The organism is Syntrophobacterales bacterium (assembly GCA_031274925.1).
Classification (GTDB): domain Bacteria; phylum Desulfobacterota; class Syntrophorhabdia; order Syntrophorhabdales; family Syntrophorhabdaceae; genus PNOM01.
The window spans coordinates 12,814-26,134 of the sequence record JAISPL010000030.1 but is presented as its reverse complement, the minus strand read 5'-3'; the positions used below and the strand labels follow the sequence as shown (position 1 = coordinate 26,134).

Here is a 13,321-nt window from a genome sequence, read left to right as displayed (position 1 = left end):
AGGCGAAACTCAATACTCTTTACGCGCTCAAGAATCGGTAAGATTTAAAAAGAGGGGAGGTCATTCAGGATTCTCTTCCTGATATCTGTCAGTGAAGGGGTCTCTTTGTCGCCTCACCGATGATAGAACCTGGCGCTGCGACCGCGTTCCATCATTTCTATCCACAGACGCCAACGGTGGAGGGATTGTTGGGGGAGGGAGAAGGCACATCTTTCATTGACAATACCTCTTCTGTCTGTTAATGATTTTATATGGTTGACAGACTGGGGTTTTCAGACGCCTTGGCAGCAAGGATAGACATCATGCCCCGCTTGGACGTTAACCAGGCCTTAAAACTCGCCTTCACGATGGACATCCTTTTTTGGCAACCGTTGCCTAGAGTCTCCTTCTATAAAGATATGTACATTCAGGCAATGGGAAACTTCCCGAGCATACGGGTGGACGAGACTCAAGGGAGGATTTTCATCAATACGGACGAGTTCTTCGCAAAAATACATGAATACTTGGAAAGAGAGGATGACTGGGATAATTTTCGCCTATTCGGAAGGTACTCAATGTTTACCAATCGTTCCTCATGGACCTCTCGCCTTACCGGTCAGCGAGAGAGGAGGCCATAAGTCCTGTGTGTCTGATACTAAAAATATCGGATGAGAACAGTAAGGCAACAATGTCCGATGATGAAGTTAGAAGCGTTGTTTTTCCCTTTACCCGGAACAAAATCAATGTTCGGTGTGAAGAGTTGAAGGATAAGAGGTTCGACCGAGCAACGATAGCCTATCAAGCCATCCTAGCTCACGCCACGCGCAACCTGTTCAATACCGGCATAACTGCTCCGTCAAAGATGTTTTCAGACTTCTCAAGAATCTGTCACTCTATCTGAAGGAGAGAGTACCTATGATAAAAAAGAAGAATACAATTCACATAGTGTGCAAAAGAAGAAATGAAAACGCCATGAAGACAGCTTCCAAAATCCTTGATACCTTCGGGCATGAACATGATATTTTTCTTGATGAGGAATCGGCTCGTGCCGTTGCGTATGATAAATCGGTGGAAAGGGAACACATCGGCGACGGGGCGACATTTATCGTCGTTCTGGGGGGAGATGGCACACTCCTCAGTGTCTCCAGGAATCTCAAAGGAAAGGATGTCCCAATCCTAGGCGTGAATCTCGGGGGCCTCGGTTTCCTTACAGAGACTTCGCTGGAGGAGTTGCCCCTCATGATAGATCAAGCGGCAAAAGGTCAGTATAAAGTCTCAAAGAGAGTGATGCTTGATGTAAGCGTGAGAAGGGCGGGTACCGATATTTTCGAGTTCTCCATCCTGAACGATGCGGTTATCACAAAGGATGCGTTGGCCAGGATCATTGATATTGAGACTTACGTGGACGAAGAGTATCTCACAACCTTCAAGGCGGACGGTCTTATACTCTCGACTCCCACGGGCTCGACCGGCTATTCGCTTGCGGCAGGAGGGCCAATTCTCTATCCTTCGCTGGAAAACATTATAATAACCCCTATCTCACCTCATATGCTCACAAATAGACCCATGATACTCTCGAAGGACGTGGCGATCAGGGCAATACTCAAATCAAAAGACGAACGGGTTGTGTTGACCCTGGACGGACAGATCGGGTTCCCTCTTGAATACGAGGACGAGGTAGTTGCGAAAGAATCACAGCATTTCGTGAGACTCATCAAGTCTTCATCAAAAGGTTATTTTGAGATCCTGAGGACTAAACTGAAGTGGGGTGAAAGGTAAAAATGCTCACCTTTCTGAAGGTGAAGGACTTCGCCATAATTGACGAGGTGCGGATAGAATTCGACGAAGGATTGAGTATAATAACGGGTGAGACTGGTGCGGGTAAATCAATCATCATAAACGCTCTGTCCACCCTTATGAACGCAAAGGCGCCTTCCGCCATAGTGAGGAACAATACCGCTCAGGCCGAGGTTTCAGGCCATTTCTTCCTGGGGAATAAAGAGTTTATCGTAAAACGGGTAATAGGCATTTCCGGCAGGTCAAAGGCATTCATCAACGAGGACCCCGTCACACTCGGAAGACTTGAAGAGATGGGAAGAAAACTGATCAACATTTATGGCCAGAACGAGTTCCAGCACCTCCTGAACAAGGATAACTATGTTCGCATTATAGATAACCTATTATCACTCACAGAGGAGCGGAAAACCTTTTCTGAAAAGGTAGTTGCACTTAAACTCGTGAGGATGGAATGCGATACCAGGAAAAAAGAAGCGGAAGGGAAAGAAAAGGAGATATGCCTTCTCGAATTCCAGATCAACGAGATCGAAAAATCAACTCTTTCTGAAGAAGAGGAAGATAAAATCAGGGAAAAGCTCAAACTTCTAAAGGACGCAGAGAAGATACGGAACGGTTTAGACGCGATTACGGAAAGCCTCTATGGAAGTGACCAGTCGATGCACTCGGTCTGCAAGACACTGACAAGTCGCCTCAAGCCTTTTTCCGCCATTGAAATGATAGACGCGCTGAGGAACCGGATGGAGGCCCTTTCTTTAGAGATGGAGGACATAATGAGCGATGTCAGGGCCGTCGAAAAGGTTGCCTTTTTCGACCCTGCGGAACTCGAAATACTGGAAAGTCGGCTCTCCCTTATCTTTCAGCTGAAAAATAAATACGGGAAGACCTATCATGAGATAAAAGCCTTTGAGAGGTCTGCACGGGAAAGGCTCGTATACCTCTCCGCTCTTACTGATAACATTGAGAGACTCGAAAAGGAGCGTGGCTTACTGGAAAAGGAAGTTGAGGACTTGGCTCAAGCCCTGTCAGATAAACGAAAAGAAGGGATCCAAGCCGTTGAGAAATCCATTGTGAGCGAACTTGAGCTTCTTTCCATAAAGGGCGCATTGTTCCGGATTGCAATGGAAAATAAGGGCGATATTGACGAAGAAGGTATGGATGAGATAGAACTACTGATTAGCACCAACTATGGGGAACCGCTAAAGCCCCTGAGAAAAATAGCCTCCGGAGGAGAGCTTTCAAGGATTATGCTCGCCATGAAACGAGTGGTTGGCGGTGAGGAGGAGAAGGTCCTTATCTTCGACGAAGTGGACGCTGGTATCGGAGGAATGGTTGCGGACATGGTAGGCAAAAGACTCAAAGCCCTCGCAAGGAAGCACCAGGTCATATGCATAACCCATCTCCCCCAGATTGCCGTCTATGGCGACCATCATTACCTCGTCGAAAAGAAGCAAGAAGGAAGCGGGACGAAAACGGGGATAAGGAGACTGTCAGGACACGAGAGAATCGGCGAGGTTGCGCGCATGATGGGCAGCGCGAACCTAACGGAAAAAACCCTCCAGAGAGCCGAGGAGATGCTACGAAATGTTAAGAAAGGCCTCAATTGAGGATGTAAAAAAGATACACTCCATCGTAAATAAATCCGCATCCACCGGAGAGATGCTTGCCAGATCCTTGGGCGAGCTTTACGATAACATGAGGGACTATTTCGTCTATGAAGAGAACGGTACTGTCTTGGGAACATGCGCCCTTCATATCTGCTGGGAGGATATTGCAGAGATAAGGTCTCTCTGCGTAACGGAAAACGCCCGTACGATGGGCTTCGGGCGGATGCTCGTCAATGCCTGCCTTGAAGAAGCCAAATCCATGAAGATAAAACGTGTCTTCCTGCTCACCTATCAGGAAGAGTTCTTCACAAAGTGCGGTTTCCATCCAGCCGACAAAAAAGAGTTGCCTCAAAAAATATGGTCGGACTGCATCAGGTGCCCAAAGTTTCCGGAATGCGACGAGCTTGCCATGATTATGACTGTTCCATGATCGCGTAAAGTCGAAGAGGTAAAGATATGAATCACGAAGAAATTAAAAGAATCGAAAAGGGCGTAAAAGCAGCGTTCGATGATTATGAGCTCTTCTTTCTCAAAGAAAAGATAAAGAAATATGAGAGCCGCGAGAAGGAGATAGCCAGTGCAGAGATAAAAGAGGAGACCGGGGTGGCCATGAGAGCGGTCAAGGGCGGCAGAATGGTCTTCTCATACACCTTTGACGAAGGAAAGGAAGCGATTGCCTCGCTCACGAGCAACACCGCCACGATCCTTCCGTTTCTTGAGGAGGATCGTGACAGAGTTTTTCCCGAAATGACCGTACCTTGCCAGGAATCAGAGATTTACGACAGCAAAGGTCTCTCCACGGATGACCGTGAAAAGGTGGCGCTCTTAATGGATATGGAACGCACCATCCTTGAACACGACGCAAGAATCAAGACCACGAGAAACTGTGAGCTCCAAGAGACAGAGATTGAGACCGTAATCCTCAATTCCAGGGGAGTCCGGGCGGAAGCAAAAAAGACTCTTTACACCCTCATGGCTATGTGCGTTGCCAAGGACGCTGACGAAGCATCATGGTTTGATTGGTCTTGGGCCCATTCGTTGCGGGCCCTTGACGGCGCATCCCTTGGCAGAACCATAGCGGGCAGGGCCGTCTCCCTCCTTTCAAGCAAACAGATCAATACCGGGATCTATGAGGGAATTCTTACTCCCGGCGCCTCGTGTGATCTCCTTGATATCCTTGCAAGCTCCTTTCTCGCGGAGAACCTCTATAAGAAGAAGACGCGTCTTGCCGATAAAGAGGGAAAGAGATGCTTCTCTCCTCTCGTCTCCATCACCGATTCCGGACTCACTGGGATGGGAACTTTCCCCTTTGACGGCGAGGGAACGACAAGCAGAGTAAACCCGGTAGTAACCGAAGGAATCCTCAACGGGTTCCTTTATGACACTTACTACGGGCGCAAATTCGGCAAACCTTCGACGGGGAACTCGGTAAGGAGCGGCTTGAAAGATCCTCCCGCTTCGGCTCCGCGGGGGTTCCATATTATGAAAGGTAAACATGACCTGAATGACCGGCCCCTTGAAGGCGTAATCATTGCAGAGCTCATGGGCACCCATACGGCAAACCCGATTACAGGCGACTTTTCTCTCGGAGCCACGGGATACCTGAAAAAAAACGGCTCCACAACGCCTTTTACGGGGGTAATTTTATCGGGTAACCTCTTTGAGCTTCTCACCAATGTAAAGGGGGTCGGGACGGACCTCACGTTTTACGGCGCCCACGGCTCCCCTTCCCTCTATGTGGAAAATCTCAAGATCAGCGGCATATGAAGATAGGGCATTTTATATAGCATCTCATAGCATCTCCGGCGGCTCAAAGACGCTTAAATAAGTTCCCTGCAGCAAGCTGCAGGGAACTTTCAAATTATAGCTAACGCACTTGTGGAGCACCCCTCCATCACCCCCACGCCTTTCTAACTTATCTGCTGCTCTCCTGTGTTCCCTCGGTGGCTTCATCTTAAGCCCCTTGTGAGGATGATTCTCGTTGTAATCTTCAAACCAGGAAGAGAGTATTTCCATTACCGTTACCTCATCGGATAGGTCATGGAGAGAGATACATAGTCTCTCTTAAACGTCTTGGCTAAGGACTTAGGCCATACCGTTAGATTCAGAGATATGCAGTATAGCAGGACCAGTTGAACCTGGTCTCAAGCCAAGCGGTATTCTGTGATCATCTCCGCGGTGATCCTCTTATTGGTGGCAATCCTCTCTGTCGGAGCACCAGCATATGCTCATGAAGTCTCCCGTGTATTAGGGGGGAGAAGGTTATTGGTCGTAGACTTTCTTGTGGTTTATCCGGAACGGACAGTCACTCTCCTACCCGTAGGTCGGCCTCTCATTGATGTACTTCTCATCATCGGGTTGGGGATACTTCCATGGCATCGGTGATTCTCGTCCTTCTTTATAAATGGCATGCGTGAGATCAGTTTTTTTCACGGGCAATGCGGATCAATCTCTACCTTGCCCAAAAGTCTCTGAAGCTCTCTGATCTCAGCTTTAAGTTGCTTTAGAACGACAAGTTCTTCCGATCCCTCAGCTACGATGAAGAGTTGGTTGGGATGGACTTCATACTTTCTTGCCACCGATGAGATAGAGCTGCCCGGAAGTTCTGCTTCCTCCTTTCTGCTCCGCCGAGAAATACCTCCTTCTCTGCACTGACACTCCCTACCGGGTTCATATATCTTTTTCCCCTGGTTATAGTACAATTATCAGGCTGTTTAGTCCCTTTGAGGTATGGCGTATACTATACCTTCACTTAAGAAGGGAACAACTATGGGACATGACTACAACCTATTTTTGGATTTATGAGTGTCCGGTTAAAAAGGGGGGGGGACTGCACTTATCGAGTGGCGGGGCTGAATGTAGAAAACAATACTAAAGTTTCGTTGCCTGTATTTTTGATAGAGTGCGTCATGCCTTGCGGAGCCTTGAAAGCATCCCCTTTCTTGATAGGCTTCGCTTCGGTATCATCCATAAATTCTCCCTGACCGCTCACCACATAGAAAAACTCGCTACTATCTTCGTGGGCATGCGGTGCAATTTGAAAGCCGGGTACAATGTTGACCTCAAGATTATTTAGTCTGTCGTTGTCCTCTTTGCAGAAAAAGTGCTTCAGAAACACCCCCTCTTGCGTTGGATGTTTTATGAACATAGCGTCCATTTTTACGTTGTTTGACATTAGTATACCTCCTTGAAATTATAAATTTTCGATTACTGAGCGTGTAATGATTATTCATCCCTCGTCTGTGTCCGTCTCGCCTGTCGCTTATTTAGCTGGAATTTCCGATATGTCTCTTATTGGCGATGTGGTGGCAGGGGGAATCGTTATAAACAAGTGTCCAAAATTGCACGACTCTCAGACTGCCCGATAATCAATAAAGATCATCATCATTATAAACAAGTGTCCAAAATTGCACGACTCTCAGACCTAACAGCAGTTTGCCGGTATCATGGGTCAAGTCGATACCTGTCCAAAATTGCACAGGTATTTTGAATGACCTAAGCCGTAAAATATTTTGTTGTCAATAATTCTACCTCCTCGGTAGAAGCCCATTTGGGCAATTTGTAGAAAATTTATCTAAACTCGCCGTGCAATTTTTACACCTTGGATTATTATAAATATAATGGTTAAACCTTGTCAAATAAGCGTATCCCAATGGAATATAGCTAACGCACTTGAAAGAGGTCCAATCATCCTTATTCGCCGGAACTAAACTTGATTGAACGTTTCTGGAACTGACCCAAATCTCGGCTGCGCAGTATATTGCATCTATTCGATTCATTTGATGATGCTCTTGCAGACTGTTTTCAAGTGCGGGACTATATCACCAACCCGTGGTAGCGGGAGGATAGGGAAAAGGCGGGGAATTATAAGAAAGTTTCTAACGCCGACGCCAGGCGATCCAAGCAGGGAATCCATTCTCATCCCTCATCCTGAGTATATCGTCACCCTTTCTGACTTCAGCGGCTATTATTGCCGACTGACCGCGGAACGACACTTTGGATCCTTTCACTTCCACCTGATCTTTTGGTTGAATAGTGATATCTTGATTCTCCAAGTACCACTCGGGACCCAGGTGAACATCAACTATATCAATGCCCACGCGCACGAGCAGATGCACGCCCGCCGACATACCTCTCCGCGGAATGAAACGCTGAACAGTGACCACGATGCCTTCAACGGTCTCCATGGTTTTGATACTGTAAAGACAGCAATACGGAGCATCAAGTCCCCAACCCCTGCTGCCCGTCCATGGCTTGACCCGGGCCACGGCAACTTTCGGAAAACCAAACAAAGTCAGCACAAAGATCAATAATCCAAGTACAATCATGAACCGTTTCATCATTCCCTCATTTTCTGCCGAAAGTTACCATCAGCCTGCCTTTCTTTAACTTAAACCATGGCAGAACAAGACAACAAGCCATCCTTGATTGTCCAAGGCCCTTAAGCATTTATTTTTTATATACTTTATTGTACCTGCCGTCAACCTTATATGGGCGCCGGATGGGCTGTCATTCCGTATTTTAGTCTTCCATGGCAGGGCATGAGGCGGGCTTGTAATACCTGATCTCCTTGGCCTCCTAATACTCTTCTAGAACTCTATAGCACCGCCTGCTCTCTTAGGTTCGAATCAGCTAAGTTTCTCCTTGCGCTCCAACTAGCACTGAAAGCACCAGTTATATTCATTCTATAGGCATAGTATGAAATACCGGTGGACCCTTGCAAGCTCAGTTATGTGCCTTTTCCGTAGTTACTTCGACTCTCATGCTATGAACAACAGGAATGCACTATTGACAGGCATTTTCGAACCTGAAGAGTACGGAACAAATAAGCAGGCTACAAACTGTTGGCAATCCATGCCTCTCGCCATAGCAGACCTACCTATGACAGCGCGCATGCGGTTCAAAGTCGGCCAATAGTGACCGGGCGGCGGGATCACCCGAAAAGGCTCTTCAAGCTTCTTGATCTGTCGGCGAATCATCTCGGCCTGCTCGCCTGTCGCTCCAACCTTCAGGTAATTCCCTCAGGTCCGCTATGACTCCCAGAATATCTTTTATATTGTGGAGGAGTATAATACCGTTTCGGTCTTCATTGAGACCATATCCCTGATCCTGAATTTTATCCCGGCACCCGCACCCACTACGAACCTTACGAGAAGACTCATGATGACGAGAATAATCACTTTATCTTTGCGTGTCAGTTTCAAATATAAGTCATCCCAAGTGCATCGTAAAAGAGTTTTTGAAGAGTAAGGCAAGGTTCCTTAAAAGAGAATGCAATAATCTCTGCATAAAACGATTTCGGCTTTCAAAAGGAGGAAGATCATGCAAAGCGATAAAGAAGAGCTTCAATTATGGAGACGCGTCTCTCATCTGCTGGATCATTCCACGGACTCAAGAATGGAGATAAATCCCGTCATAGCAGAATGTCTACCGTATGTCCTTTCTGCAGTGCGGCAAAAGTCAAGATCAAACTCGTGGAAAGCGTGAACAGGTTCAATGAAGTAGATAAATATCGGATTTTATTCCTGTACCTCATGCGGGCAGGATTGGTCCGACCCGGAAGATGTGTAGTCCACTCCAACGACAGTATTCCAAGGAACAGCGCGCCCTTCCCTTAAGCCGTCCCCGCCACTATGGCAAGACTGTTTATGAAGTAGAGGATTCGTATGTACTTCCCGTATCTGTCGAGGAGAACCCAATCATCCGTGCTCCTTACTATGGCTAACATCCTCAAAAAAACAGGGACACCCAAAAGACAGAGGCCCGAAAGACAAGAGAGGAAACCAGCCAGTGTCAGCGCCGCAATTGATCCATAAATGGCGATAAAAAAGAATATGAGTCCCCGGTAAGAGCCCTTCTTCCCCAGTCTCACTGCCAAGGTACGCTTCCCGGCCTGACGATCCGTCTTCATGTCCGGCAGGCTCTGGTAGTAAAGGATTGACGCCACCATGAGACCCACCGGGATAGATACGAACAGAGGCCTCAAATCAGCACGGCCTGTCATTACCCAATACGTCCCCAATACCATGATCGGTCCCATGTTAATCCCCACAAACACCTCCCCAAGGCCACGATACCCGTACCGAACAGGCGGCGCCACATAGAAGAGACTGCTTAAGGACGCAAAGATTATCATAGGGGATAACACAAAAAGATCATAGGTAATCATCAGGTAAAAAGCTCCAACAAAAGCAAGGAAATAGAGAACGATGATGGCGTTAAGAATGGCTTGTGGAGACAACTTCCCTTCCTGTATGACTCTCGACCCACCGATCGCCTCCCCCTCGTCGGTCCCCTCTTTATGCTCGAAATAGTCGTTGGCAAGGTTGGTGGCGAGATGGACCATAAGCGCCGCGATTATAACCAGGAAAAACTTGAACCCGTGCGAATCCCCGTCTTTCGCGAGCACCCATCCAATTACAAGAGGCATAAGAGTGGTAATGAAAAACGGCGGACGGCTCGCCTGTATCCAAGCCTTCAGCTTCATGGCCTTTCCCCCGCGCAAACCAATTTCACTACAACGATACTCTTATTGTCTCCCTCTTCCAAAAAAGGATAACTAATTTCCATTCTACACATTTTTCCACCTGCAATACCTTCTTTCGAGGATGTCAAAAGCCTCATAAAGGACAATCCCAATCACAGAGAGAGCAATGATGCCTACAAACATGGTGGCGTAATCAGCCCTGCCCCATGCGTCTATGATGTAGAAACCCAAACCTTCATTTGTCCCTATGGACTCAACAAAAAAAAGGACTGCCACTGCAGTACCTGTGACAATACGAAGCGACGTGAATATGCCCGGCAGAGAGACAGGCCACACGACGTGACGATAGAAGTCAAGGCGGCTTCCTCCCAGAGATTTCAGGGAATAGACCACTTCGGTATCGATGGACCGGGCCGCATCCCTCGTGGTAATGAGAAGTTGAAAAAAAATAATCATGGTAATGAGGACTATTTTACTCGTATCCCCTAATCCGAAAAGAACGAAGATAATGGGCATGAGGACTATTTTCGGGATGGGGTAGCCCAGATAGATAAGGGGCGCGAAAAGGCGGTCGAAGCTGGGGTTGCTCCCCAAGAACAACCCTAAGGGAACAGCCATGATAAAGGCGATGAAAAGCCCCATAAATATGCGGAACATACTGGCGCCTACATGCCCCCAGAACGTGTTCTCTCCTATCTCTTGCACACCTTGAGAAAAAACCAGCACAGGGTCGGGAAAAAGGGAGCTTCCCAAAAGGAGCGCGAGGATATACCATAGAACATATATGAGAAGGACCGTGGTTGCATAGGCGAAAAACTGCCGTTTCTTCATGCCGGTTATTCGAGAACTTTCCTCAGCTCAAGGTTCCGTCGAAAGAACTCGGGACTGCTCCGGTATTCGGGGTCGCCTGCTGCGGGATTATTAAGAATTGTAGCAATGCCCATCTCGTTGTCAAACACCATGATTCTCTTTCCCATGAAAACCGCCTCGTCGAAACTATGGGTTACGATAATAAAACTGAACTGTCTCTGATTGAATACAGCAAGCAGACCGTTCTGGAGTCGTTCCCGAGTGATCGTGTCAATTGCGGCAAAGGGCTCATCAAGCAGCAACAGGCTTGGTCTGAGAAGTATCGCCCTCGCAAGGGCGACGCGCTGCCGCTGGCCGCCGGAAAGCTGGGCCGGATAAAGATGATCAAGACCTTCGATACCGAGCGTTCTCTTCACGTCCTGCAACTCCCCGTCAGGGACCGCGATTCTCTGGAGCCGCGCGCCAAGAGACACGTTATCCTCCACTGTCTTCCATGGCAGAAGTCCATAGTGCTGAAGCACCAAGGCAATCTTTTTGGATGGTCCTGCAACCTCTTCTCCTTCCAGCCATACGCCCCCTTTTGTCGCAGGGATCAGTCCGGCAATCATAAGCAGAAGCGTTGTCTTCCCACATCCCGAAGGCCCTACAATAGCAAGAGAGTCCTTACGGGAAAGGTCAAATGCGATATCTCTAAGTACGACCTTAGGGCCGGGTCCGCCAAGAAAGGTTTTGCCGAGACCGTCCACCCGCAGGAGTTCATGGGAGGTAGCCATCTGCCACCACTTGCATGTACGGTACTACTACTCCCACCTTGATCGTCCCTTTCTGATAGAGCCAGCGATATACATCGTCTACCTGGTCAGAAGTGGGGAGGACAAGTTTGGAGAATTCCGGTACCGGGAAGCCGGACTTCAACTGACCCGGTATCCTGCACTCTCGGTTCATCACGGCCCGCACGTCCTTGGGGTTCTTATTGATATAGTCCGAAGCCTTTGCCACGGCCTTGAGAAACAACCTTACTTTATCGGGCTGCTGGCTCAGAAATCCTTGGTGGAACGAAAGGACCGTTGCCGACCATCCTTTCCCGCCGTCGTCCATCAGTACTTTTCCGCCCTTCATTTCGGAAAGCGCGACCAGAGGTTCAGGAAGAACCGCCACCGCCACCTGGCCCACCATGAGCATCTGCAAGCGGATGGGGATATTCTTTATCTCCACCATTTTCACCTGATTGATGGGAATGCCTTTTATGGAAAAAAACTTTCCCGTGAGAAAATCAAGAACTGTATTGGAACTGACCGCAACGCCATTGCCAACAACATCTTTAAGCTCCCTGCCCGCAAACTTAGGCGCTAGAACAAGGGCAAACATTCTCTGACTTTTCGTCGTATTGTGGACCACAGCCGTTATTTTGATAGGTACTTTATTGGCGCTTAGCACCATGCATGTCGGGATATCTCCGAAATACCCCGATATCTGTCCCGACGTAAAAGCCACATCTTTCTCAAGGGAGGAATTGAACGGGACAAGTTCCACGGTAATACCCTGCTCTTTGAAATATCCTCTCTCGGCGGCCACGAAGACTGGAAGACACTGAATCACCGGCAACGTGCCGAACCGGATGTCGGCCGCCGCACAAGCAAGTAAAGGAATCAGAAAAAATATCCCCAACAGAAGAAAACTTGTACATTTGCGAATTATCATCTACTCCTCCACAAGTCCTGTCCGCTTCTGGACGCCCAAACCAACGGTTGCTACTTTATCACGAAAGGGCAATATAATCAAGGTCCCCAACCCCCCTGTTCCCCTCCCTCTTCTCTCTCTTGCGATCAGACAATGGACAGAATAAAGCAAGACCAAATCGACAGGCAAGGACAAATATCATGGGGGAAAGGGGTAATATATTTGACTGTTATTCTCACAAAAAGACCCGGACAAACAGTCCGGGCATGTGATAGAATAAGTATCTTATGGAAGCCGCTATTACTTGATTAAGGGGCAAATAACTATCCAAAAAAGGAGGGTTCAATGGCAAAACGATGTGTTCTTGGTCTTCTCGTGACTAACCGGGTTGAAAATGCCCAGCAGATTCAGAAGGTACTTACGGACTATGGCTGCAATATCAAGACGAGGGTCGGCCTCCATGAAGCGACGGAAAACCTATGCTCCCCCACAGGACTGATTCTCCTTGAGTTATTTGGCGACGATAAGGCTTACACCGAAGTAGAGGGGAAATTAAAGGCGATAAAAGGGCTTCAGGTTCAAAAGATGCTATTCGACACATAGAATGCGGGAATAGCGGGTCCGCCAAGCCAGCATTATTCACCTATCTGTCTCATTCTTTTTGCGGATCAGTCTTCACGTCTGGATTCGCGTGTGTGGGTTACGCCTTTGATTTTGTAACGCTTGTCCCTGGTCGCTCTGTAAAGCTTTCCTGCCTAACCTCAGGCGGCACAGACGCTCTTCTGTTTTATTTCCCATGACACAGGCCAAGCGCAAGACGCAAAGATCAGCTTATTGAATGAACTTCCCCACCGCTTGGCGGCGTGGTATCCCGGGTTTACGACTGACTATTGGGAAGCACGCGCCTCTTAAGGGGCTTAGAATTAGACCTGCAGAGAGTAATATAGATCATCACTCCCAAAAG

The 13,321-nt window shown here is 48.0% G+C and carries 14 protein-coding genes and 1 pseudogene; 6 read left to right on the top strand and 9 right to left on the bottom strand.

The annotated features are described in order from the left end of the window. Positions 1-251 precede the first annotated feature (251 nt). The 5 genes from LBQ00_05600 (at position 252) to LBQ00_05580 (ending at position 5,147) form a co-directional block, all read left to right on the top strand. The gene (locus LBQ00_05600) at positions 252-617 is read left to right on the top strand and encodes a hypothetical protein (GenBank protein ID MDR2018329.1); all 366 of its coding nucleotides are present in this window, start codon (positions 252-254) and stop codon (positions 615-617) included. A 277-nt stretch (positions 618-894) separates the two neighbouring features. Beyond that, the gene (locus LBQ00_05595; protein ID MDR2018328.1) at positions 895-1,758 is read left to right on the top strand and encodes an NAD(+)/NADH kinase; all 864 of its coding nucleotides are present in this window, start codon (positions 895-897) and stop codon (positions 1,756-1,758) included. Positions 1,759-1,760: 2 nt separating this feature from the next. After that, the gene (gene recN, locus LBQ00_05590; GenBank protein ID MDR2018327.1) at positions 1,761-3,380 is read left to right on the top strand and encodes a DNA repair protein RecN; all 1,620 of its coding nucleotides are present in this window, start codon (positions 1,761-1,763) and stop codon (positions 3,378-3,380) included. Continuing rightward, entirely contained in the window at positions 3,358-3,810 is a 453-nt protein-coding gene (locus LBQ00_05585) for an N-acetyltransferase (GenBank protein ID MDR2018326.1), read from the top strand. The genes recN and LBQ00_05585 overlap by 23 nt, the downstream gene beginning before the upstream one ends. Before the next feature lie 26 nt (positions 3,811-3,836). Further along, a complete protein-coding gene (locus tag LBQ00_05580; GenBank protein MDR2018325.1) occupies positions 3,837-5,147 on the top strand; it encodes a TldD/PmbA family protein in 1,311 nt (436 codons plus the stop codon). Between the two features lie 162 nt (positions 5,148-5,309). On the opposite strand, the pseudogene LBQ00_05575 reads toward LBQ00_05580, so the two are convergent. The 9 genes and pseudogenes from LBQ00_05575 to LBQ00_05535 all read right to left on the bottom strand — a co-directional run bounded on the left by LBQ00_05575 (position 5,310) and on the right by LBQ00_05535 (position 12,378). Next, a pseudogene (locus LBQ00_05575) lies at positions 5,310-5,467 on the bottom strand (integrase core domain-containing protein). A gap of 342 nt (positions 5,468-5,809) precedes the next feature. Then, complete coding sequence (locus LBQ00_05570) at positions 5,810-6,082, bottom strand: hypothetical protein (GenBank protein ID MDR2018324.1); 273 nt, start codon at positions 6,080-6,082, stop codon at positions 5,810-5,812. A gap of 134 nt (positions 6,083-6,216) precedes the next feature. Then, positions 6,217-6,555 (bottom strand): cupin domain-containing protein, encoded by a 339-nt coding sequence (locus LBQ00_05565; GenBank protein MDR2018323.1) that lies wholly within the window; start codon positions 6,553-6,555, stop codon positions 6,217-6,219. A 703-nt stretch (positions 6,556-7,258) separates the two neighbouring features. Then, positions 7,259-7,723, bottom strand: a complete 465-nt coding sequence (locus tag LBQ00_05560) for a DNA-binding protein (GenBank protein ID MDR2018322.1) — start codon at positions 7,721-7,723, stop codon at positions 7,259-7,261. A gap of 708 nt (positions 7,724-8,431) precedes the next feature. Beyond that, positions 8,432-8,584 (bottom strand): hypothetical protein, encoded by a 153-nt coding sequence (locus LBQ00_05555; protein ID MDR2018321.1) that lies wholly within the window; start codon positions 8,582-8,584, stop codon positions 8,432-8,434. 410 nt (positions 8,585-8,994) lie between these two features. Beyond that, positions 8,995-9,867 carry a 1,4-dihydroxy-2-naphthoate octaprenyltransferase gene (gene menA, locus LBQ00_05550; GenBank protein MDR2018320.1) on the bottom strand — a complete coding sequence of 291 codons (873 nt, stop codon included), beginning with the start codon at positions 9,865-9,867 and terminating at the stop codon, positions 8,995-8,997. Positions 9,868-9,951: 84 nt separating this feature from the next. Next, entirely contained in the window at positions 9,952-10,698 is a 747-nt protein-coding gene (locus LBQ00_05545) for an ABC transporter permease (protein MDR2018319.1), read from the bottom strand. Between the two features lie 5 nt (positions 10,699-10,703). Beyond that, a complete protein-coding gene (locus tag LBQ00_05540) occupies positions 10,704-11,450 on the bottom strand; it encodes an ATP-binding cassette domain-containing protein (GenBank protein ID MDR2018318.1) in 747 nt (248 codons plus the stop codon). Continuing rightward, on the bottom strand, positions 11,434-12,378 hold the full coding sequence (locus tag LBQ00_05535; GenBank protein ID MDR2018317.1) for an ABC transporter substrate-binding protein: 945 nt from the start codon (positions 12,376-12,378) through the stop codon (positions 11,434-11,436). The genes LBQ00_05540 and LBQ00_05535 overlap by 17 nt, the downstream gene beginning before the upstream one ends. 324 nt (positions 12,379-12,702) lie before the next feature. On the opposite strand from LBQ00_05535, the gene LBQ00_05530 reads away from it, so the two are divergent. After that, a complete protein-coding gene (locus tag LBQ00_05530; protein ID MDR2018316.1) occupies positions 12,703-12,960 on the top strand; it encodes a hypothetical protein in 258 nt (85 codons plus the stop codon). Positions 12,961-13,321: the final 361 nt, after the last annotated feature.

Bases quoted from the DNA above. Each gene is read 5' to 3' on its own strand.
- LBQ00_05600 (MDR2018329.1), top strand. From the start codon at position 252: ATGGTTGACAGACTGGGGTTTTCAGACGCCTTGGCAGCAAGGATAGAC.
- LBQ00_05595 (MDR2018328.1), top strand. From the start codon at position 895: ATGATAAAAAAGAAGAATACAATTCACATAGTGTGCAAAAGAAGAAAT.
- recN (MDR2018327.1), top strand. From the start codon at position 1,761: ATGCTCACCTTTCTGAAGGTGAAGGACTTCGCCATAATTGACGAGGTG.
- LBQ00_05585 (MDR2018326.1), top strand. From the start codon at position 3,358: ATGTTAAGAAAGGCCTCAATTGAGGATGTAAAAAAGATACACTCCATC.
- LBQ00_05580 (MDR2018325.1), top strand. From the start codon at position 3,837: ATGAATCACGAAGAAATTAAAAGAATCGAAAAGGGCGTAAAAGCAGCG.
- LBQ00_05565 (MDR2018323.1), bottom strand. From the start codon at position 6,555: ATGTCAAACAACGTAAAAATGGACGCTATGTTCATAAAACATCCAACG.
- LBQ00_05560 (MDR2018322.1), bottom strand. From the start codon at position 7,723: ATGATGAAACGGTTCATGATTGTACTTGGATTATTGATCTTTGTGCTG.
- menA (MDR2018320.1), bottom strand. From the start codon at position 9,867: ATGAAGCTGAAGGCTTGGATACAGGCGAGCCGTCCGCCGTTTTTCATT.
- LBQ00_05545 (MDR2018319.1), bottom strand. From the start codon at position 10,698: ATGAAGAAACGGCAGTTTTTCGCCTATGCAACCACGGTCCTTCTCATA.
- LBQ00_05540 (MDR2018318.1), bottom strand. From the start codon at position 11,450: ATGGCTACCTCCCATGAACTCCTGCGGGTGGACGGTCTCGGCAAAACC.
- LBQ00_05535 (MDR2018317.1), bottom strand. From the start codon at position 12,378: ATGATAATTCGCAAATGTACAAGTTTTCTTCTGTTGGGGATATTTTTT.
- LBQ00_05530 (MDR2018316.1), top strand. From the start codon at position 12,703: ATGGCAAAACGATGTGTTCTTGGTCTTCTCGTGACTAACCGGGTTGAA.